This window comes from Nocardia yamanashiensis NBRC 100130, from assembly GCF_001613325.1.
GTDB classification, from domain to species: Bacteria; Actinomycetota; Actinomycetes; order Mycobacteriales; family Mycobacteriaceae; genus Nocardia; species Nocardia yamanashiensis.
This window is the reverse complement of sequence record NZ_BDCD01000019.1, coordinates 60,801-81,499: the sequence shown is the minus strand read 5'-3', so window position 1 is coordinate 81,499 and position 20,699 is coordinate 60,801. Positions and strand designations below refer to the sequence as shown.

The 20,699-nt window shown below is 68.2% G+C and carries 22 protein-coding genes; 10 read left to right on the top strand and 12 right to left on the bottom strand.

Translation table 11 applies throughout. The features are described from left to right. Positions 1 to 25 precede the first annotated feature (25 nt). The gene (locus tag NY1_RS21920) at positions 26 to 3,979 is read left to right on the top strand and encodes a DNA-directed RNA polymerase subunit beta' (RefSeq protein WP_067716468.1); all 3,954 of its coding nucleotides are present in this window, start codon (positions 26 to 28) and stop codon (positions 3,977 to 3,979) included. Between the two features lie 140 nt (positions 3,980 to 4,119). Continuing rightward, on the top strand, positions 4,120 to 4,581 hold the full coding sequence (locus NY1_RS21915) for a hypothetical protein (RefSeq protein WP_067716465.1): 462 nt from the start codon (positions 4,120 to 4,122) through the stop codon (positions 4,579 to 4,581). A 4-nt stretch (positions 4,582 to 4,585) separates the two neighbouring features. On the opposite strand, the gene NY1_RS21910 is transcribed toward NY1_RS21915, so the two are convergent. Further along, positions 4,586 to 5,233, bottom strand: a complete 648-nt coding sequence (locus NY1_RS21910) for a DUF8020 domain-containing protein (protein WP_067716462.1) — start codon at positions 5,231 to 5,233, stop codon at positions 4,586 to 4,588. A 113-nt stretch (positions 5,234 to 5,346) separates the two neighbouring features. Next, positions 5,347 to 6,285 carry an EamA family transporter gene (locus tag NY1_RS21905; protein WP_067716460.1) on the bottom strand — a complete coding sequence of 313 codons (939 nt, stop codon included), beginning with the start codon at positions 6,283 to 6,285 and terminating at the stop codon, positions 5,347 to 5,349. 39 nt (positions 6,286 to 6,324) lie between these two features. Between NY1_RS21905 and NY1_RS21900 the strand changes: the two genes are divergently transcribed. Continuing rightward, on the top strand, positions 6,325 to 6,855 hold the full coding sequence (locus NY1_RS21900; protein WP_067716457.1) for a CGNR zinc finger domain-containing protein: 531 nt from the start codon (positions 6,325 to 6,327) through the stop codon (positions 6,853 to 6,855). A gap of 34 nt (positions 6,856 to 6,889) precedes the next feature. Here the strand turns inward: NY1_RS21900 and NY1_RS21895 are convergent, their stop codons facing one another. Further along, positions 6,890 to 7,492 (bottom strand): TetR/AcrR family transcriptional regulator C-terminal domain-containing protein, encoded by a 603-nt coding sequence (locus tag NY1_RS21895; protein WP_084535209.1) that lies wholly within the window; start codon positions 7,490 to 7,492, stop codon positions 6,890 to 6,892. A 39-nt stretch (positions 7,493 to 7,531) separates the two neighbouring features. Between NY1_RS21895 and NY1_RS21890 the strand changes: the two genes are divergently transcribed. The 3 genes from NY1_RS21890 to NY1_RS21880 all read left to right on the top strand — a co-directional run bounded on the left by NY1_RS21890 (position 7,532) and on the right by NY1_RS21880 (position 10,202). Then, positions 7,532 to 8,050 (top strand): hypothetical protein, encoded by a 519-nt coding sequence (locus NY1_RS21890; protein WP_067716454.1) that lies wholly within the window; start codon positions 7,532 to 7,534, stop codon positions 8,048 to 8,050. Between the two features lie 76 nt (positions 8,051 to 8,126). After that, positions 8,127 to 9,632, top strand: coding sequence for a malate dehydrogenase (quinone) (gene mqo / locus NY1_RS21885; protein ID WP_067716452.1), 1,506 nt, complete (start codon positions 8,127 to 8,129; stop codon positions 9,630 to 9,632). A 99-nt stretch (positions 9,633 to 9,731) separates the two neighbouring features. Next, entirely contained in the window at positions 9,732 to 10,202 is a 471-nt protein-coding gene (locus NY1_RS21880; RefSeq protein WP_067716449.1) for a PaaI family thioesterase, read from the top strand. 7 nt (positions 10,203 to 10,209) lie between these two features. On the opposite strand, the gene NY1_RS21875 is transcribed toward NY1_RS21880, so the two are convergent. Beyond that, positions 10,210 to 11,217 (bottom strand): aldo/keto reductase, encoded by a 1,008-nt coding sequence (locus tag NY1_RS21875; protein WP_067716446.1) that lies wholly within the window; start codon positions 11,215 to 11,217, stop codon positions 10,210 to 10,212. 205 nt (positions 11,218 to 11,422) lie between these two features. On the opposite strand from NY1_RS21875, the gene NY1_RS21870 reads away from it, so the two are divergent. After that, positions 11,423 to 12,262: a helix-turn-helix transcriptional regulator gene (locus tag NY1_RS21870; RefSeq protein ID WP_067716954.1), complete on the top strand. Its 840-nt coding sequence runs from the start codon at positions 11,423 to 11,425 to the stop codon at positions 12,260 to 12,262. Positions 12,263 to 12,331: 69 nt separating this feature from the next. Here NY1_RS21870 and NY1_RS21865 read toward each other — a convergent pair whose 3' ends face one another. Continuing rightward, positions 12,332 to 13,990 carry a carboxylesterase/lipase family protein gene (locus NY1_RS21865; protein ID WP_157762424.1) on the bottom strand — a complete coding sequence of 553 codons (1,659 nt, stop codon included), beginning with the start codon at positions 13,988 to 13,990 and terminating at the stop codon, positions 12,332 to 12,334. Positions 13,991 to 14,051: 61 nt separating this feature from the next. Further along, a complete protein-coding gene (locus tag NY1_RS21860; RefSeq protein WP_067716443.1) occupies positions 14,052 to 14,471 on the bottom strand; it encodes a RidA family protein in 420 nt (139 codons plus the stop codon). 34 nt (positions 14,472 to 14,505) lie between these two features. On the opposite strand from NY1_RS21860, the gene NY1_RS21855 reads away from it, so the two are divergent. Next, a complete protein-coding gene (locus tag NY1_RS21855) occupies positions 14,506 to 15,144 on the top strand; it encodes a TetR/AcrR family transcriptional regulator (protein WP_067716948.1) in 639 nt (212 codons plus the stop codon). Between the two features lie 54 nt (positions 15,145 to 15,198). Here the strand turns inward: NY1_RS21855 and NY1_RS21850 are convergent, their stop codons facing one another. The 4 genes from NY1_RS21850 to NY1_RS21835 all read right to left on the bottom strand — a co-directional run bounded on the left by NY1_RS21850 (position 15,199) and on the right by NY1_RS21835 (position 17,499). Then, on the bottom strand, positions 15,199 to 16,170 hold the full coding sequence (locus tag NY1_RS21850; protein WP_067716440.1) for a pirin family protein: 972 nt from the start codon (positions 16,168 to 16,170) through the stop codon (positions 15,199 to 15,201). Next, on the bottom strand, positions 16,167 to 16,478 hold the full coding sequence (locus NY1_RS21845; protein ID WP_067716437.1) for a GNAT family N-acetyltransferase: 312 nt from the start codon (positions 16,476 to 16,478) through the stop codon (positions 16,167 to 16,169). Before NY1_RS21845 ends, NY1_RS21850 begins: the two co-directional genes overlap by 4 nt. A 3-nt stretch (positions 16,479 to 16,481) precedes the next feature. Beyond that, positions 16,482 to 16,964, bottom strand: coding sequence for a carboxymuconolactone decarboxylase family protein (locus NY1_RS21840; protein ID WP_067716434.1), 483 nt, complete (start codon positions 16,962 to 16,964; stop codon positions 16,482 to 16,484). 76 nt (positions 16,965 to 17,040) lie between these two features. After that, positions 17,041 to 17,499 (bottom strand): MarR family winged helix-turn-helix transcriptional regulator, encoded by a 459-nt coding sequence (locus NY1_RS21835; RefSeq protein WP_067716431.1) that lies wholly within the window; start codon positions 17,497 to 17,499, stop codon positions 17,041 to 17,043. Between the two features lie 98 nt (positions 17,500 to 17,597). On the opposite strand from NY1_RS21835, the gene NY1_RS21830 reads away from it, so the two are divergent. Both NY1_RS21830 and NY1_RS21825 read left to right on the top strand, forming a co-directional pair. After that, entirely contained in the window at positions 17,598 to 18,239 is a 642-nt protein-coding gene (locus NY1_RS21830) for a GTP cyclohydrolase II (protein ID WP_067716428.1), read from the top strand. A gap of 50 nt (positions 18,240 to 18,289) precedes the next feature. Beyond that, positions 18,290 to 19,090 (top strand): dioxygenase family protein, encoded by an 801-nt coding sequence (locus NY1_RS21825; RefSeq protein WP_067716426.1) that lies wholly within the window; start codon positions 18,290 to 18,292, stop codon positions 19,088 to 19,090. 55 nt (positions 19,091 to 19,145) lie between these two features. Here the strand turns inward: NY1_RS21825 and NY1_RS21820 are convergent, their stop codons facing one another. Continuing rightward, the gene (locus tag NY1_RS21820) at positions 19,146 to 20,159 is read right to left on the bottom strand and encodes an aldo/keto reductase (protein WP_067716423.1); all 1,014 of its coding nucleotides are present in this window, start codon (positions 20,157 to 20,159) and stop codon (positions 19,146 to 19,148) included. Next, a complete protein-coding gene (locus tag NY1_RS21815) occupies positions 20,156 to 20,623 on the bottom strand; it encodes a MerR family transcriptional regulator (RefSeq protein ID WP_067716421.1) in 468 nt (155 codons plus the stop codon). The genes NY1_RS21820 and NY1_RS21815 overlap by 4 nt, the downstream gene beginning before the upstream one ends. Positions 20,624 to 20,699: the final 76 nt, after the last annotated feature.

Genomic DNA, 20,699 nt, shown 5'->3' with positions numbered 1-20,699 from the left:
ACCCGAACAGGGGAAAGGAAGTTACGTGCTAGACGTCAACTTCTTCGATGAACTCCGGATCGGCCTGGCGACCGCGGAAGACATTCGTAACTGGTCTTTCGGCGAGGTCAAGAAGCCGGAGACCATCAACTACCGCACGTTGAAGCCGGAGAAGGACGGCCTCTTCTGCGAGAAGATCTTCGGTCCCACCCGGGACTGGGAGTGCTACTGCGGCAAGTACAAGCGCGTCCGCTTCAAGGGCATCATCTGTGAGCGCTGTGGCGTCGAGGTGACCCGCGCCAAGGTGCGCCGTGAGCGGATGGGCCACATCGAGCTGGCCGCTCCGGTCACCCACATCTGGTACTTCAAGGGCGTTCCGTCGCGCTTGGGCTACCTGCTCGACCTGGCGCCGAAGGATCTCGAGAAGATCATCTACTTCGCCGCCTACGTCATCACCAATGTCGATGACGAGCTCCGCCACAACGAGCTGTCCACGCTCGAGGCGGAGATGGAGGTCGAGAAGAAGACCGTCGCCGATCAGCGTGACGCCGACCTGGAGGCCCGCGCCCAGAAGCTCGAGGCCGACCTGGCCGAGCTCGAGGCCGAAGGCGCCAAGTCCGACGTCCGCCGCAAGGTCAAGGACGGCGGCGAGCGCGAAATGCGTCAGCTGCGCGACCGCGCCCAGCGCGAGCTGGATCGTCTCGACGAGATCTGGACCACCTTCGTCAAGCTGGCCAAGAAGCAGCTGATCATCGACGAGGTCATCTACCGCGAGCTGCAGGACCGCTACGGCGAATACTTCACGGGCGCAATGGGTGCCGAGGCCATCCAGAAGCTCATGGAGACCTTCGACATCGCGGCCGAGGCCGAGAGCCTGCGCGAGACCATCCGTACCGGCAAGGGCCAGAAGAAGCTTCGCGCGCTGAAGCGCCTGAAGGTCGTCGCCGCGTTCCAGACCAACGGCAACTCGCCGATGGGCATGGTCCTCGACGCCGTGCCGGTGATCCCGCCGGAGCTGCGCCCGATGGTGCAGCTGGATGGTGGCCGCTTCGCGACCTCCGACCTGAACGACCTGTACCGCCGCGTCATCAACCGCAACAACCGGTTGAAGCGACTGATCGACCTCGGCGCGCCGGAGATCATCGTCAACAACGAGAAGCGCATGCTTCAGGAGTCCGTTGACGCGCTCTTCGACAACGGCCGTCGCGGCCGTCCGGTCACCGGCCCGGGCAACCGCCCGCTGAAGTCCCTGAGCGATCTGCTCAAGGGCAAGCAGGGTCGTTTCCGTCAGAACCTGCTCGGCAAGCGCGTCGACTACTCCGGCCGTTCGGTCATCGTGGTCGGCCCGCAGCTCAAGCTGCACCAGTGCGGTCTGCCCAAGCTGATGGCGCTCGAGCTGTTCAAGCCGTTCGTGATGAAGCGCCTGGTCGACCTGAACCACGCGCAGAACATCAAGTCCGCCAAGCGGATGGTCGAGCGGCAGCGCCCCCAGGTGTGGGACGTCCTCGAAGAGGTCATCTCCGAGCACCCGGTGCTGCTGAACCGTGCGCCCACCCTGCACCGCCTGGGTATCCAGGCCTTCGAGCCGCTGCTGGTCGAAGGCAAGGCCATCCAGCTGCACCCGCTGGTCTGTGAAGCGTTCAACGCCGACTTCGACGGTGACCAGATGGCCGTGCACCTCCCGCTGTCCGCGGAGGCGCAGGCCGAGGCCCGCATCCTGATGCTGTCCTCGAACAACATCCTGTCGCCGGCCTCCGGCCGCCCGCTCGCCATGCCCCGTCTGGACATGGTGACCGGCCTGTTCTACCTGACCCGCCTGGAAGAGGGCGCGAAGGGCGAGTACCGGGCCGCCACCAAGGACGAGGCCGAGTTCGGCGTCTACTCCTCGCCCGCCGAGGCGCAGATGGCCGTGGACCGCGGTGAGCTGACCGTGCGTTCGCTCATCAAGATCCGTCTGACCGAGCAGCGCCCGCCGAAGGACATCGAGGCCGAGCTGTTCCCGGACGGCTGGCAGCGGGGCGACGCGTGGACCGCCAAGACCACGCTGGGCCGCGTCATCTTCAACGATCTGCTCCCGGCGGACTACGCGTTCATCGACGAGCCGATGCCGAAGAAGCGTCAGGCGGCGATCATCAACGATCTCGCCGAGCGCTACCCGATGATCGTGGTCGCGCAGACCGTCGACAAGCTGAAGGACTCGGGCTTCTACTGGGCCACGCGTTCCGGCGTCACCGTCTCCATGTCGGACGTGCTCGTTCCGCCGGAGAAGGCCGACATCATGGCGCGCTACGAGGCGCAGGCCGATCAGATCGAGAAGAAGTACCAGCGTGGTGCTTTGGACCACCAGGAGCGCAACAACGCCCTGGTCAAGATCTGGCAGGAAGCCACCGAAGAGGTCGGTCGCGCGCTGCGTGCGCACTACCCGGCGGACAACCCGATCATCACGATCGTCGACTCCGGCGCGACGGGTAACTTCACCCAGACTCGTACCCTCGCGGGCATGAAGGGTCTGGTGACCAACCCGAAGGGTGAGTTCATCCCGCAGCCGATCAAGTCCTCCTTCCGTGAGGGCCTGACGGTGCTGGAGTACTTCATCAACACCCACGGTGCGCGAAAGGGTCTGGCCGACACCGCGCTTCGTACCGCCGACTCGGGTTACCTGACCCGTCGTCTGGTGGACGTGTCGCAGGACGTCATCGTGCGCGAGACCGACTGTGGCACCGAGCGCGGCATCGTGGTGCCGATCGCGGAGAAGCAGGCCGACGGCTCGCTCATCCGGGACGCCCACGTGGAGACCAGCACCTACGCTCGTACGCTGGCCACCGACGCGATCGACGCCAAGGGCAACGTGGTGGTCGAGAAGGGCCACGACCTGGGCGATCCCGCCCTGGAGGCGCTGCTCGAGGCCGGTATCACCGAGGTGAAGGTCCGCTCCGTGCTGACCTGCACCACCGGCACCGGCGTCTGCGCCACCTGCTACGGCCGCTCGATGGCGACCGGCAAGCTGGTGGACATCGGCGAGGCCGTCGGTATCGTCGCCGCCCAGTCCATCGGTGAGCCCGGTACCCAGCTGACCATGCGTACCTTCCACCAGGGTGGTGTCGCGGGTGACGACATCACGGGTGGTCTGCCCCGCGTGCAGGAGCTCTTCGAGGCTCGTGTGCCCAAGGGCAAGGCGCCCATCGCCGAGGTCTCCGGCCGCGTGCGGCTGGAGGACGACGACCGCTTCTACAAGATCACCATCATTCCGGACGACGGTTCGGACGAGGTGCTCTACGACAAGCTGTCGAAGCGTCAGCGTCTGCGGGTCTTCAAGCACGACGACGGTTCCGAGCGGCTCCTGGCCGACGGTGACCACGTCGAGGTGGGCCAGCAGCTGCTCGAGGGCTCGGCCGACCCGCACGAGGTGCTCCGCGTGATGGGCCCGCGTCAGGTGCAGATCCACCTCGTGCACGAGGTCCAGGAGGTGTACCGGTCGCAGGGTGTGTCCATCCACGACAAGCACATCGAGGTGATCGTCCGCCAGATGCTGCGCCGCGTCACCATCATCGATTCGGGTGCGACCGAGTTCCTCCCGGGTTCGCTGGTGGAGCGCGCCGAGTTCGAGTCCGCCAACCGCCGCGTGGTCGCGGAGGGTGGCGAGCCCGCCTCGGGTCGTCCGGTCCTCATGGGTATCACCAAGGCGTCGCTCGCGACCGATTCGTGGCTGTCGGCGGCCTCCTTCCAGGAGACCACCCGCGTGCTCACGGACGCCGCGATCAACTGCCGCTCCGACAAGCTGATCGGCCTGAAGGAGAACGTGATCATCGGTAAGCTCATCCCGGCCGGTACGGGTATCAACCGTTACCGGAACATCCAGGTGCAGCCGACCGAGGAAGCCCGCCAGGCCGCGTACGCGGTGCCGTCCTACGACGACACCTACTACACCCCGGACGGCTTCGGCACCACCACCGGTGCCGCGGTTCCGCTGGACGACTACGGCTTCAGCGACTACCGCTAAGGCCTAGCCAGACAGAGACATTCGGCCCCCGCTCTCCGGAGCGGGGGCCGTTTGCGTTTCGGCGGGGGCGGGCGGGGCGGGCGAGTACGCTGCTGGTTAACCGATAGACCTGGTAGTTCCCTCGCCGGAGAGGTGGCGTCATGTCGATTCGCCGCAGTCTGCTGCTGCTCGCCCTGTGCTGCGCGGCCCTACCCGCGATCGCGCCGGCGGGGGCGTCGCCGGGGACCGAGCTGGGCGGGTGTTATCGAGGGAATGTGCTTACCGGAGAACGGATTCCGGGCACGGGGAGCGCCGGGCAGAGCGTACGGCGGCAGGGTGACGTCTGGGAGTGCCGCAGTCCGGTGCTGCCCGCGCAGATCACCGGCGGGCGCTTCCGGGTCGAATTGCCTTGGCTCGGCAATGGAACCACGACGTCGGGCACGTTCACCTGGTCCGATGGCAGCGTCAGCGTGGTGACGGGACTGCCGAACACGCTGTGGACGGTGACCTCCGGTCCGGCGCAGGGGCATGTGCTGCGTTTCGATCTCGCCATGGAGATGAACGGCGACTGGTATTACACCGACAACGCCATGGCGATCGATTCGCTGACCGTGGTGCGCTGACCGATCAGGCGGGCGCGGCGCCCGGGACCAGGGAGGCGGCGTACTCCACGGCGGTGTCGATGGCGGGCTGGCCGCCGGCCAGATAGAGACCCGCGGCGGCGCCGATGAGCGCGCCCACCACGGTGGTGATCGGGATGGTGATGAAGTCGAGCACGAAAGCGCCCGCGGGGAAACCGAGCAGGAAGCCGATCGCCGCGCCGATGGCCGCGCCGCCGCCGACCATCGGCAGATTCGCCTGCACCAGATCGAAGAACCGCTGCTGGGCGCTGATATCGCGGAGCGCGACGGGGGACTCCCCGACCGGGGTGAGGGTCAGTCGCCGGTGGTTGTCGGTGATGTCCGGGGTGACCGCGAGGGTCTTGCCCGCGACCTCGTATTTCAGTGGCACGGTGGCCAGTTCGAGGCCGGCGTCGTCGGTGACCAGGATGGCCTGGCCGTCCCAGGTGGCGAGGAAGCGCCCGGCGTTCAGGGTGGTGACGGTGGCGCGCTGATCGTCGGTGAGCGCGGTGCGGAAGCCGACGCCGTGATCGGCGCCCAGCACCTGCGGGCCGGGATTTTGCTGGGGCGCTGCCGGTTCGGCGGCGGCGATACCGGCGGGCAGGACGGCGGTCAGGCAAAGCAGAGCGGGTACAAGCTTTTTGGTGATAGCCATTTCTGTCTCTCGCTGCGTACGGACAAGGCCCCCGATTGTTTGCTGACGAACGTACCGGGGGCCGTGCGAGATCGGAAGTGATCGGCGCATATGCGCCTTATCGGGCGGAGCGGTCAGTCGGGCTCGCCCAGCCGGACCACGATCACGCCGATGAGAATCAGTGCGCCGCCGATCAACTGGATGGCGCGGGGCGTCTCGCCGAGCAGCAGCCAGGCGAACACGATGGCGGCCAGCACCTCGGTGAGCGCGGCGAAGGAGGCCAGCCGGGAGCCGAGCAGGCGGGTGGCGGCGATGCCGGTCACGTAGGAGAGGCTGGCGGTGACGACGCCCAATCCGGCCAGCGGCACCCACCACCGGGTGGTGAAGTCCTGGAAGACGATCGGCGCGGTGGTGGCGTGCAGCGGCACGATGCCGATCAGCCCCGCGGCGAGAATGCCGAGGCCGCCGATCAGCAGGCCGCCGGTGGCCAGCACGGTGCCGGGGACGGTGTCGCCGCTGTGCGCGGAGAGTAGGAAGTAGCCGGCCGCGCCGATCATGGCGCCCAGGGCCCAGGCGATGCCGATCCAGCTGGTCCGGACGCCGGACGTCAGGTCCAGCACCAGAATCAGCCCCGCGATGCCGATGACCGCGCCGAGCACGGTTGCGCGCGTGGGCTTTTGATCGTGCCGCAGCCACAGATACCCGACCACCGCGATCGGTGCGGTGTACTCGATGAGCAGCGCGGCCCCGACCTCCATGTGGTTGACCGCGTTGAAATAGCACAGCTGCGCCCCGGCGACCGCCAGCAGGCCATAGCCCACCAGCAGTGAGGCGTTCTGCCGCAACAGCTTCCAGTTCCCGCGCAGCTGATACAGCGCGATCGGCAACAGCACGACCGCGCCCAGCAGCACCCGGACGATGACGGTCGAGGCCGGACTCCAGCCCGCGTCCATCAGTCCGCGCGCGAGTGGTCCGGAGAGTCCGAAAGCGGCGGCGGACAAGGCGGCTACGAGCAGCCCGTTCCGGAGATGGTGCTGCCGCGACACCGTGGTGTCATGAGTCAACGTCGCCATGACTAATGACGCTAAGGGGTTGTCATGTAATATGTCAACGTGCTTTTCACTGATGACACCGCCGCGTCCATGGCCGCCGCCGTAGAACTGGTGAATACCGCCGAGGATCCGGACACGCTGACCGAGATCGCGCAGCTGAACGACTTCTTCATCCGGCACCGCTACTCCGGCGGCCACGAGCGCACCGCCGCCGAGCTGGCCGCGGTCCGGGCCCAGCGCGCGCCCATGCGCCGCCTGCTCACCGCGGACCGCGACACCGCCGTGGAACTGGTGAACGAGATCCTGGCGACCCACCGCGCCGTGCCCCGCCTGGTCCGCCACGACGGCCTCGACTACCACATCCACGCCGTCCCCCAGGACGCCCCGCTCGCCGTCCGCATCGCCGTGGAAACCGCCATGGCCATGATCGACCTGATCCGCGCCGACGAACTCACCCGCCTCGCCATCTGCGCCGACGACACCTGCGAGGGCATCGTCCTGGACCTGTCCCGCAACAGATCCCGCCGCTACTGCAGCACCGCCTGCGGCAACCGCAACGCCGTAGCCGCCTACCGCGCCCGCAACCGCTGACCCGGAAGCGCTGCCGCCCAGCGGGTTTCGCGCGTCAGCGCCCGGCGGTCTCCGCGAGCCGATCGCGCAGGCCGTCGAGCAGTGCGGCGAGCCCGAATTCGAAGCTGCTGTCGGGCGCGTCGTTATAGCCTGTGGCAGCGGCCTTTTCGATACGTGACCGCAGCCGCGGATACTGCATGGCGGTCTCGGTGGCCTCGGCGACGGCCGCGTTCATCGCCGCCTCGGCATCCTCGCCCTTGAGGGCCAGCCGGCGCTTCAGCGAGATATTCGCGGCATGTCCCACGGCATTGCCGAGCACGAACATGAACACACTGGCCGCGGCCTGATCGGCCTGCTGTTCATCGAATCCGGCCTTTTCGTAGACCTCCAGCACCCGCTCGTTGTGACGGGAAGTGTTGGGGCCGTAGAGCAGATAACCCGACTGTGCCTGCACGATCCACGGATGCCGCGTGATCATCGCGTACATGCCGCCGGCCAGGGCTTCGGCGGCGGTGCGCCAGCCGCCCGCGTCCGGCTCCGGCAGCGGAATCTCGCCCCACACTTCGTCGGTGGCCAGCCGCACCAGATTGTCCTTGTTCTTGACGTGCCAATACATGGCGGTGGCGGCGGCATCGAGGCGTTTGCCGAGGCTGCGCATGTTCAGGCCGTCGGGGCCTCCCGGCCAGAGGAGAACGCAATGAACGCCGTCATCGCCGCCGTCGAGCTCACCGCCGCCGCCGCTTTCGTGAGCATGCCGATCGTGCGCAACCGCTACGGGACGCACGCCATGGCGGTCGCCGAGGGGGAGCTGGCGCGTCAGGGCGTGCGCACCACCGCGCTGCGCGAGAACGGGATGCGGTTCGACGCCAGCGGGCACGAGTGGTGGGCCCCGGGCGGCATCGCTGCCCTGCTGGTGGTCATTGCCGGGGTGAACCTGGCCGGGTTCGACTGGCTGCGCCCCGTCAATTGGGTGGTCATGATCGCGCTGTTCCTGGCGAATTCGGTCATCGTCTACTCGAACCTGACCGCGGCGCGATCCGTTCAGGCGGCTTTCCAGCGCAAGAACGATCCCGAACTGGCCCGTATCGACGTTCCGGCGCTGCTCGGCGCGGCCGAGGGGGGCTTCCCGGCCTGGACCTGGATGCTGCAGAAGGTGCGCAACACCGTGGTGTTCGCCGGTGCGGTCCTGGGTCTTGCGGTGCTGTTCCTCGGGTGACGCTCGAATACCGGCGTCGGGTATTCGGTGTTAGCGTGCCCGTACGCTGAACGAGTCCGATGGGGGCATCCGAGTAATGAAAACCCAAGCGGCCCTGCGTCCCTATGATGTGGTGCTGGTCGGTGGCGGAATCATGAGCGCCACGCTCGCGATGCTGCTGAAACACCTGGAACCCGACTGGACGATCGCGGTATTCGAGCGGTTGCCGGAAGTCGGCTCGGAAGCCTCGGCGGCCTGGAACAATTCCGGTACCGGACACGCCGGATTGTGCGAGATCGACTACACCGGTGAATTGCCGGACGGATCCATCGATATCGGCCACGCGCTCGAGCTGAACGAGCGTTTCCAGCAGACCCGGCAGTTCCTGGGCAGTCTGGTGGAGGCCGGAATTCTCGGCAAGCCGGACACTTTCATCAATCCGGTGCCGCATATGACCTTCGTCCGTGGTGAATCGGACGTGAATTTCCTGCGGCGGCGGCACGAAACCCTGGCCTCGCATCCGCTGTTCGGTTCCATGCGATTCAGCGCCGACCGCAAGGCCATCGGCGAATGGGCTCCGCTGCTCACCCGGGAGCGTGACGCGGCCGATGCCATCGCCGCCACCCACGACGTGACCGGCAGCGATATCGACTTCGGCGAGATCACCCGCCAGCTCTTCCATCATCTGCGGTGGAAGGACGTGGAGATCCATCGCAATTGCGAGGTGCGCGGGATGCGCCGCAACAATGACGGCACCTGGCAGCTGCGCATCGACTGGAATACCGGCAACGATCACATCACCCGCAAGGTCGATGCCCGTTTCGTCTTCGCCGGCGCGGGCGGCTGGGCGCTGAAGGTGCTGCAGAAGGCCGGGATCCCGGAGGCGCAGGGCTACGGCCTGCTCCCGGTCAGCGGCCGGTTCCTGCGCTGCGACAATCCGGCGGTGGTGGAGCGGCACGAGGCCAAGGTGTACGGCCGGGCGCCGGCGGGCGCGCCCGCTATTTCCATGCCGCACTTGGATACTCGCGTGGTGGACGGGAAACGCGCGCTCGTTTTCGGGCCGTACGCGGGCGCGAATCCCCGCTTCCTGAAACACGGTTCGTTCTTCGACGCCGCCGCCGCGCTGCGCCCGCACAATGTGAAACCGCTCGCCGCGATGACCAAGGACAATCGAGAGCTGTTGTGGCTGTTGTTCGGTCAGCTCGCCAGCACCCGGAAACGCAAACTGGCGGCGCTCCGGGATTTCGCGCCTACCGCTGACGCCGCGGATTGGAAATTGATCACCGCGGGCCAGCGCGCGCAGATCGTGAAGGCCGATCCGGTGCGCGGCGGGGTGCTCGAATTCGGCACCGAAGTCGTTGCCGCGCACGATGGTTCGATCGCCGCGGTATTGGGTTCCTCGCCCGGCGCCTCGACCGCCCCGGCGATTCTGCTGGAGGTGCTGCAGCGCTGCTTCCCGCGCTATCAGCCGTATTGGCAGCCGCGGCTGCGGGAATTGATTCCCACCCTCGGCCACAGCCTGGTCCGCGATACCCGGCTGGCCCGCCAGACCGTCGCGCGTACGGCCGAGGTGCTGAATCTGAACGCGCCGCTGCCCGGCTGACCGGGCGCGGCAGTTTCCTGCCGCGCCATGGACAACTCCGGTCCCACTCGGTATGAAATTAGAACAAGTTTCAATTCCGTATGGTCGACAGGAGACACGATGGACAGCGCCACCATGGGTGATCTGGTGATGGCGGGCTTCAAGAAGCTCGGATTCATCCAGTTCACCGGCATCGAGGCGGTGGAATTCGCCAGCGGCCGCAATGTGGTGAGCATGGAGCCGAAGCCCGAGCACCTCAACCACAACGGCGATATCCACGCCGCGCTGCTCTTCGGCCTCGCCGAGACGGCCGCCATGGGCGCGTCCATCTCCGGCATCGTGGACCTGATGGGCGAGACCTTCATCGTCGCCCGCGACGGCCGCATCGAATACCTGGCGCGGGCCAAGGGGGAACTCGGCCCGTTCCTCGCCACCTCGGTGCTGTCGGCGGAACTCATCGAGCAGACCCGCGCCGATATCCAGGGGCAGCGCGAGATCGAACTCGCCGTACCGGTGGACATCACCGACAACACCGGGAAGTCCGTCGCGGCAGCCACTTTCACCGCTGTCATCCGTCCCCGCCGGAAGTAGCGGCGGTTCAGCGCTCGCTGTCGAGCATGGCCATCTGCGCGGCGGCGTAGCGCTCACCGGCCACCCGGTCGGCGGGCACCGCCGCTTCGATGGCGGCCAGCTCGTCCTCGGACAGCTTGATGTCCAGCGCCGCAACGGCTTCCGTCCACCGCTCCGGCCGCCGCGCGCCGATGATCGGCACGATATCCTCACCCCGCGCCAGCACCCAGGCGATGGCCAGCTGCGCCACGCTCACCTCGTGCCGGGCGGCGATCTCGGCCAGCGCATCCACCAATCGCAGGTTGGCGGTGAGGTTCTCGCCCTGAAAGCGCGGGCTGTGCGCCCGGAAATCGGTGGCCGCGAACTGCGCGCCGCCACGCAGCGAATCGCTGAGCAGGCCGCGCGACAGCACCCCGTACGCGGTGATGCCGATGCCGAGTTCCCGTGCCACGGGCAGGATTTCGGCCTCGATGCCGCGCGAGATGAGCGAGTACTCGATCTGCAGGTCGGCGATGGGATGCACCGCCGCGGCCCGGCGCAGCGTGTCCGCGCCCACCTCGGAGAGCCCGATGTGCCGGATGAACCCGGCCCGCACCAGCTCCGCCAGCCCGCCGATGGTCTCCTCGATCGGCACGTTCGGATCCAGTCGCGCGGGCCGGTAGATATCGATGTAGTCGGTGCCCAGCCGCTGCAGCGAATAGGCCAGGAAGTTCTTGGTGGCAGCGGGCCGGGTGTCCACCCCGCCGAAGCTGCCGTCGGGCCCGCGCAGCGCCCCGTATTTCACGCTGAGCAGCACGTCCTCACGCTTGCGTTCGGTCAGCGCCCGCCGGATGAGCAGTTCGTTGTGCCCCATCCCGTAGAAGTCGCCGGTGTCGATGAGATTGGCCCCCGAGTCGATGGCCGCGTGCACGGTGGCGATGGAGGTGGCGTCGTCGCTGCTGCCGTACATGCCGGACATCCCCATGGCGCCCAGCCCGATGCGGGCGGCGGCGGGCCCGGTGGAGCCGAGCTGAACGGTGTCGATGTGGTTGGTCATGCTTCGAGCCTGCGCCGCCGATATCCGGATCGGGAGAGGAGCGCCTATCGGGGGATCGCCGATACCAGGCTGGCCCCGGGTGCGGGCGGGCCGGCTCCGGGCGTCCCGGTGGAAATCGGCAGGTTCCGGCGGGTGACGCGGCACGGGGCAGAGGGGGAGTATCGGTACCTGGATAGTGCCGCCCGCGCGCGGCAGAGTGGAAGTCGTGGATCGAGAAGAGCTGGCCGATTTCCTGCGCCGTCGCCGTGAGCAGCTGCAACCCGGCGCCGTGGGGCTCGCGCCGGGCACCCGCCGCCGTACTCCGGGACTGCGCCGCGACGAGGTGGCCCTGCTCGCGGGCATGTCGACCGACTATTACACCCGTCTCGAGCAGGCCCGCGGCCCGCGCCCGTCGACGCAGGTCCTCGCCTCCCTGGCGCGCGCTCTGCGCCTGACCGACAGCGAACGCGACCACCTGTACCACCTGGCCGGCCAGCAGCCGCCCGCCCGCGGCGGCGACAGTCACGTCGGCCCGGGCATTCTGCACGTGCTCACCAAACTGGACGACACCCCCGCCTGCGTCATCTCCGATCTCGGCGAGGTCCTGGTCCAGAACCGCATGCACACCCTGATCGCCGGCGACCTGTCCCAGAGTCGCGGCCTGGACCGCTGCATCCCCTGGCTGTGGTTCACCCACCCCGAGGAGCGCCTGCGCTTCGCCGCCGAGGACCGGGAAGGACTGGGCCACAAGCACGTAGCCGACCTGCGCGCCACCGCCGCCCGCCGTTCCGGCGACGCCGACATCACCGACCTGGTTACCCGCCTGCGCGCCGCCAGCCCCGAATTCGAGCGCCTGTGGAACGAACACGAGGTAGGCACCGGCGCCGGCCACAACAAACGCATCCTGCACCCCGAAGTAGGCCTCCTCGAACTGATCTGCGAGCCCCTCCTCACCCCCAGCGCCACCCGCCACCTCCTGGTCTACTACCCCAAGCCCGGCACCGACACCCAAGACAAACTGGACCTGCTGCGCGTCATCGGAACCCAGACCCTCACCACCGGATAGTGCTGCCGGACAGACGAATTCGGCCCCGGATGCAGGTCCGGGGCCGAATATCGTGCGGTGCGGGTGGTTTCAGCCGTTCGCGCCCGGCAGGGGCTGGCGCTCCCAGAATCCGCAATGGTGATCGGCGGCGAAGCTCGCACTGACCGTGCTCCCGGCGGCCGCGAGCGACAGCAGCCGTCCCTCCCCGGCCCGCGGCCATTCGGGCAGCCCGGCACCATTGGGATTCCCGGCGCGGACGAAGTTCGCCCAGTAGCTCACCACTTGATTCGCCAGCGCGGTCTGTCGCGCGTCGAAGGCGACGGGCAGGTCGGCGACGTCGAACAGGTAGGGCAGTTCGGCGGTGTGATAGGCGCCCATCGGGAACGAGGTGCTCCGCGGGAACGGTGCGGCCTCGGCGAATTCGAAGGTGTAGGCGGGTGCGGCGGCGGCCCGGGCATCGGCCTGGGAGTTGACGTCGCACACCCAGGCATCGGTCATGGCGGCAGCGAAACCGCTGGTGGGGGAGGGGTATTGCCCGACCGGGTATTCGCGCCGGACCTGGGCGGGATCGCCGCCGACCGCTGCCAGCACCGCTTCGTAGTTCTCGGCCCCGATGGTTTTGCCCTGGGTCTCGAACCCGAGGTAGACGGCCATCCGCATTTCGTCCCGGGTGGTGCCGCTGAGGACCGGGACCCGTGCGGCCCGGCCGGCGCGGATGGCGTCGGCGGGATTTTCGGGCAGGGCCGATCCGCCGGAAACCAGCCAGGGCCCGTTGCCGTAGGCGATGTGCCCGAGGGTGATGGGGTAGGAAACCGGCTGGGCGACAAGCCGTTCGGCGGGCAGAGCGCGCAGGCAGGCGGCGGCGGTACCGGGATCGGCGCAGCCCAGCGCGGCCGCGTATTCGAGGCTGCTGCGGCGGGCGGTCGTGGCCGGGACGGTGGCGTCACAGGCTCCGCTTTCGAGCACCGCGGAGCGGAACAGTCCGGCCGATCCGGGCGCGGCGAGATGCCCGCACACCGAGATACCGCCCGCCGACTCCCCGGCGATGGTCACCTGGGCGGGATCCCCGCCGAACGCCCCGATATTGCGCTGCACCCACCGCAGCGCCGCCTGCTGATCGAGCAGCCCGTAGTCGCCGCCGCTCCCGTCGGCATCCACCGCCGGATGCGCCAGGAATCCGAGCGTGCCCAGCCGATAGTTGACGGTCACCACCACGATGCCCTGCGCCGCAAGCCGTTTCGCGTCGTATGCCGAGCCGCTGCCGCCGGTGAACGAGCCGCCGTGGATCCACACCAGCACCGGCAGCCGGTCCTCCGCGCTGCTCGCCGGCGTGCGGACATTCAGGAACAGGCAATCCTCGGCGACCGGCTCGGTCGCCGTCCCCGCCAGGTCCACCGGTAGCAGTCCGTGCCCGGTGGCCGCCTGCGGGCAGCGCGCGCCCGGCCGGGTGGCATCGCGGACGCCGTCCCAGTTCGCGGCGGCCGCGGGCGGTTGCCAGCGCAGCGCGCCGACCGGGGCGGCCGCGTACGGAATCCCCTGGAACAGCCGGGAACCGTTGTCGCCGTTGCCTTGCACCTTGCCGGTATCGATGCCGACGGTATCGGGCAGGGCCGGTCCGGTGTGGTCGGCGGGCCGCACCGCGGAGCACGCGGCGACGAGCAGGGCCGCCGCGAGTGCGAGCACGGCGAGGACGATGGCGGTGAGGGTGCGGTCGGACGGGTGCGTCCGGCCGGATACGAGGCGCTTCATGAGCTGGATGTCGATTCTCTGCGGAACTCGGTAATGCCTAGCGGGGGAGCGGGTTTCGGACTCAGTCGGCGAGCCGCACGATGGCGGCGATCTCGATGAGCTGATCCGGCACGGCCAGATCGGTGACGCCCATGGCGGTGCTGGCGGGGCGATGATCGCCGAAGTATTCGGCGTGCAGCCGGGCGGCGGTGTCCCAATTGGCGCGCAGTTCACGGATCAGCACGGTGGTCTCCACGATCTGTTCCCGGGTCGCGCCGTAGTGCGCGAGCACCCGGTCCAGGTTGGCGAAGCTGGTGCGCACCTGGAGTTCGAAGTCGCCCGCACCGACGAAGTTGCCGTCCGCGTCGTGGGAGAGCTGCCCGGAGACGTAGACCAGGTCGCCGCTGCGGCGGGCCTGGGCGTACCCGTAGCTCTGCTCCCACGGCACCCCGAAGGAGAGCACGTCGGCGGTGGTCGGCTGGGTGGCGGTCCGAATGGTCATGGGGTTCCTCATCTTTCGCTCCGAACTGAGGCCCATGACGCCACCAGGAACCCGCGCACCCCAGGGGGAGCGCGCCGAACGCAAACGCCAGGCCATCCTGGAATCCGCGCGCGAGATCTTCCTGACCGACGGTTACGCGGCCGGCATCGACGCCATCGCCGCCGCGGCCAATGTCTCGAAGGTGACCATCTACAACCATTTCGGCAGCAAGGAAGAGCTCTTCGTGGCGGTCGTCGGCGACGCGCTACGGGAGGCGCTGGCCGACGCGCACGCCGCCGCCGAGCAGAGCGTCGGCAAGGGTGCACACGCCCGCGAATGCCTGACCCGCATGGCCCGGGCCTGGGTGCGCGGGCTGACCGATCCGGCGGTCACGTCCCTGCGCCGCCTGGTGGTGGCCGAGCGGAATCGCTTCCCGCAGTTGGCCGAGGCCTGGGAGGCCGCCGGGCCGGGGGCCAGCCAGCCCATCCTGGTCAAGGCGTTCGAAGCGCTCTCGGAACGCGGCGATCTGGAGATCCCGGACGTGGACCTGGCGATCGTGCAGTTCTACAGCCTGGTGCTGTACCCGCATCTGGTGCGCGACGCCTATCGGACGGGGCTCTCCAAGGCCATGACCGACAAGCTCATCGTCAATGGCGTGGACATGCTGGTGGGGCACTACGCGCCGCGGGCATGAGAACGGCCCCGAACCGGAATGGTTCGGGGCCGTGCGAAAACTGTTGCGCCGCAATCAGAACTTGCGTTTGCGCGGCTTCAGGTGCAGGCCCGGCAGGGGTGGCGCGGGGATGCGTTGGTCGGGGGTGTGCCCGGCGATGTCGGGGAATCGGGTGAGATCGTGGTTCTCCCAGTCGTTGCGGGCGGCTTCGATCTCCTCGTGGCTGCGCGCCACGAAGTTCCACCACATGACCAGGTCCTCGCCGAACGGTTCGCCGCCGAGCAGCAGGACCTGGGCGCCGGCGGTGCTGGTCAGTGTCAGGTCGGTGCGGTCGCTGCCGAGGTAGAGCAGGCCGTCCGATTGTGCGTCGAGGCCGGCGACGGTCAGGTCGCCGCTCACCACCAGGACCGCGTATTCGAAGTCGGGGCGGACCGGGAGGGTCACCTGCGCGCCGGCGTCGACGATGAGGTCCGCGCCGACGATCGGGGTGTAGGCGGTGGCCGCCGAGGTGGCGTCGCCGAGCGTGCCGATCAGGACGGTGGCGCGCAGGCCGGGCAGTTCGAGGACGGGGAGGTCCTTGTGCTGCTCGAAATGCGGTGCCACCGTGCGTCTTTCATCGGGCAGGGCGATCCAGAGCTGCAGGCCCGCGCCGTTCGGATTGCCGGGGACCCGGTACTCCGAATGCGCGATGCCCTGGCCCGAGGTCATCAGGTTCAGCTGGCCGGGGACGATCTCGATATCCGAGCCGACGCTGTCGCGATGCCGGATCCGGCCGTCCAAAGGCCAAGTGACGGTTTGCAATCCGATGTGCGGATGCGGGTCGATGTCATGACCCTCGGGCGTGGTCGGCCCGCTGGAGCCGAACTGGTCCAGGAAGCACCACGCGCCCACCGTCGGCAGATCGCGTTGCGGCAGCGAGCGGTGCACGGTGACCCCGCGGACGCCGCCGAGCGGTACCTCGCGCGCCGGATGGAAATCCGCGCGCGGTCCCGGCCGGCCGGAGCATTCGCAGCGCGTCTCCTCCGGATTCGGCTCCAGATCGCTCATCGTTTGATGCCCTTTCCGACGACGTGCTCGTCGTATTCCGGATGCTTGTCGAGCCAGCCCTTGATGAACGGGCAGCGCGGCACGATGACATTGCCGCGCGCGATCACATCGGTGATCGCCTCCTGGGCGAGCAGATTGCCGAGCCCCTTGCCGCTGAATTCGCCGTCCACCTCGGTATGGATGAACACGGTGTCGTTGTCGCGCTCGCGGTATTCGGTGAAACCGGCGAGCGAGCTCCCGTACCACACCTCGTACCGGTGTTGCGCGTCATTACGAACGACAGCAGCCGCCACGGCCTGTTCGCTCATTGTTCAGTTCTCCTTCCGCACCCGCACCGGATGTTTGCTCATGATCGACACACGGTTGAACGCGCCGATCGTGGTCGCGGCCCAGATCAAAACCGAAATCTGGTCATCCGACAAATGTTGCCGCGCAGCAGCATACTCACCATCGGCCATCTCGTCGTCCGGCAGCGAATTCACCGTTTCGGCGAGGCTCAGCGCCGCGCGTTCCTGTTCTGTGAACAAGTAGGGGCTGCGTCGCCACGCGTCCAGAACCGCCAGTTGCTGGGCGGTGACTCCGGCTTCGAGCGCGTAGCGCGCATGCAGATCCAGGCAGTAGGCGCAGCGATTGAGCTGGGAGACGCGGACATTCACCAGTTCCATGACCGCCCGGCCCAAATCGGCCGCGGCGGCGGCATTGCGCACCGCGAGCGCGACCGCGTTCAGGGCGTGGAAGGCCGTGGGCGTCTGCTTGTCGAGCCAGACTCGATCGTGAGCTACTACGGACTGCATAGTGCTGGCATCGTAAGCGTTCAAAGTTAAACCTGCCGTCCAGTCTGAGAATTGCGGTGCGAGAAACCGTTCCACGCTATTCGGGATCGCGTAGCCGCCGGTTCACTTCACCCAGCCCCGTGGCGATAGCGGTGATTTGCTCGGGGGTGAGTACATCGGCGAAGAGTTCCCGCACCAGCGCCACATGCCCCGGCGCGGCTTCCTCGAGCTTGCGCCGCCCGGCGGGGGTCAGCTTCGCGTACACCGCGCGCAGATCGCTGGGGCAGGACCGCCGGTGCACGAACCCGGCCTTTTCCAGCCTATCGATCTGATAGGTGAGCTTGCTCTTGGCGTCCAGCAGCGCCGCCGCCAGCTCGGTCATGCGCAGCTCGCCGTCGGGCGCCTCGCTCAGCCGCACCAGGATCTCGTACTGCACGTGCGAGAGCCCCGCGTCCCGCTCCAGCTGCTGATCCAGCCGCCGATTCAGCAGGCCGGCCGCGCCGAGAAACGCCAGCCAGGCCCGGCGCTCCTCGTCGTTCAGCCATCGCGGGGTCATAAGTCCAGGTTAACGCCGATTGTTCGAATTGGAATAACCGGCCGCCGGGGGTGGTTCTGGTTGATCGGAACGCGTCCCCAGAGACCCATGGAGCAGCCATGAGCACCACGAGCATCGTCAGTGCGAGCGTCCGCACCCGCGTGCGGATCCCGCTGACCTTCGCCGACGGCTACTCGACCGCCGCCGAGGCGGTCACCTTCGACGGGCTGAGCGACGGGCGCGAGCATCTCGCCCTCATCCTCGGCGAACCCGGCGACTTCCGCGCGCCGGGTGCGAATGCGCCGCTGGTGCGGCTGCATTCGGAATGCCTCACCGGCGATGTCTTCGGTTCGGCCCGCTGCGATTGCGGTCCGCAATTGCGGGAAGCCGTGGAGCGCATCGCCGAGACCGGCGGCGTGCTGCTCTACCTGCGTCAGGAGGGCCGCGATATCGGGCTGTACAACAAGCTCGACGCCTACGCGCTGCAGGATTCCGGTCTCGACACCTACGCGGCCAATACCGCGCTCGGACTGCCCGAGGACGCCCGCGATTACACGGCTGCCGCGCAGATGCTGGGCGCGCTCGGCATCGACGCCCTCGATTTGCTGACCAACAATCCGGACAAGGGGCGGCAGCTGGACGCGCTCGGCGTGACCGTGCGCGCCACCGTCCCGACCGGCGTGCACGTCAACGCCTCGAATCTCCGCTATCTGCGGGCGAAGGTCGAGCACACCGGGCACACCATCACCCTGGCGGGCTGATCACTCGCCCCGATCCCGTGGCGCGGCATCGCCGACCGGAAGGAAAATCCATGTCCGACACAGTGACTCGTGATCCGGCGCGTATGCCGGTGCTGTACCTGAGCCACGGCGCGCCGCCCCTGGCCGACGATCCGGTCTGGCCGGGGCAGCTCGCCGCCTGGTCGGCCGAATTGCCCAGACCCACAGCCATTCTCATGGTCTCCGCGCACTGGGAGGACGCGCCGGTCACGCTCGGCGCGACCACCACCGTGCCGCTGGTCTACGACTTCTGGGGCTTCCCCGAGCACTACTACCAGGTGCAATACGCCGCCCCCGGCGCGCCCGAACTGGCCGCGAAAGTCCGTGCCCTGCTTGCCCGTCCGGGTCACGAGGTGCACGATGCCCCGGACCGCGGCCTCGACCACGGCGCCTACGTCCCCCTGGTCGAGATGTACCCCGACGCCGATATCCCGGTCCTCCAGATCTCCCTGCCCACCCTGGATCCGGTCGGCCTCTACGACCTCGGCCGCCGCCTCGCTCCGCTCCGCGACGAGGGCGTATTGATCGTCGGCAGCGGCTTCTTCACCCACAATCTCCGCGAAGCCGACTTCGGCGCGGCCCCGGACGAGGCCCCGGGCTGGTCCCGCGAATTCGACGACTGGGGCCGGGAAGTGTTGCGCGCGGGCGATATCGACGCCCTGCTGAACTTCCGCCACACCGCCCCGGCCGCGCTGCGTGCGCACCCGCGCATCGAACATTTCGCCCCGTTGTTCGTCACCCTCGGCGCCGGTGAATCCGACCTGCATGCGCAGCGCACCCCGATCGAGGGCTTCTGGCTCGGCCTCGCGAAGCGCTCCATCCAACTGGGCTGAACCGCACCCTCGTCATCCCGGCTGAAAGCATGCCGGGATGACGAGGGGGACTGTGTTATTCGCGACCGACCGCGGTGAAGTTCATGTCCGCGTAGCGGTTTCCGGCGACCTGGCCGGCGATCGGTTCGAGGGTGGCCAGCTCATCGGCGGTGAGTTCCACCGTCGCGGCCGCGATGTTCTCCGCCACCCGGGTCCGGCTGCGGGTGCCGGGGATCGGCACGACGGGCAGTCCGTGCACGGCCGAGCGGGCGTGCACCCAGGCCAGTGCCACCTGGGCCGGGGTGAGGCCGCGGGCTTCGGCGATCGCCCGGAGCGGGGCCAGGAGGGCGGCGTTGCGGTCCGCGTTGTCGCCGGTGAAACGCGGCATGGTGCGGCGGATATCGCCTTCCGGGAGTTCGCCGATCGGGGCGGCCCCGGTCAGGAATCCGCGTCCCAGCGGCGAATACGGCACGAAGGTGATGCCGAGATCGGCCGCCGCGGGCACCACGGTGTTCTCCACGTCGCGGGAGAACAGCGACCATTCCGACTGCACCGCCGCGATCGGATGCACCGCGTGCGCCGCGCGCAGTTCCGCGCCCGTCACCTCGGACAGCCCGATCTGCTTCACCTTGCCCGCCGCGACGAGTTCGCCGAGCACCCCGGCGGTGTCCTCGACCGGCACCCCCGGCTGTTTGCGGTGCATGTAGTACAGGTCGATGACGTCGATGCCGAGCCGCCGCAGGCTCGCGTCCACGGCCGAGCGAATGTACTCCGGTGAGTTGTCCGTCCCGCGATACGCCGGATCCTCGGCCTTACGCACGATCCCGAATTTCGTTGCCAGCACGATGTTCTCGCGATTGGCGCGCACGAAATCGCGGAGGAACTCCTCGTTGTGCCCGGCCCCGTACACATCCGCGGTGTCGAACAGCGTCACGCCCAGTTCGAGCGCCCGCTCCAGCGTCGCCCGCGATTCCGCCAGATCGCTGTCCCCGTAGAACTCGCTGATCCCCATCGCCCCGTACCCCTGGACGCCCACCCGGGTCCCGTCCGGTCCGAGGGCGGTGGTGGGAAGAGCCTGGGTATTGGTCATGCCTGAACCCCTTCGCTAGCAGCCTGTTTCGACACGACTCGCCAGTCGGCCGCCGGATTGCCCTCGTACAGGGCGATCTTGCAGTCGAGCACGGCGACGGTCTGCTTCAGTTCCTCGATCTGGGCGAGCACGTCCGCGCGGGTCTGCCGGAACATCGCCAGCCGCTCCGGGAAGGTCGATTCGCCCTCCCGCACCAGCTCCGCGTACCGCACCATGTCGGCCACCGACATGCCGGTGCGCCGCAGCCGCCCGATGAGCTCGAGCCAATCCATATCGCGATCGCTGAACCGCCGCTGCCCGGAGTGATCCCGGCCCACGTAGTTCATCAACCCGATCCGCTCGTACCAGCGCAGCGTGTCGCGGGTCAGCCCGCTCCGCTCGGAGACCTCCCCGATCGAATACCGCGGCCGCTCGTAGTCGGCCCCGTGCGGCTGTACCGTCTCCGCCGCCGCTGTTGCGCCCATGGTCTCGCCCCTGTCTCTCGGAACAGCTCAAACGCTAGCCACCTGGAGTGCACTCCAAGCAAGCCTTATTCTCGCG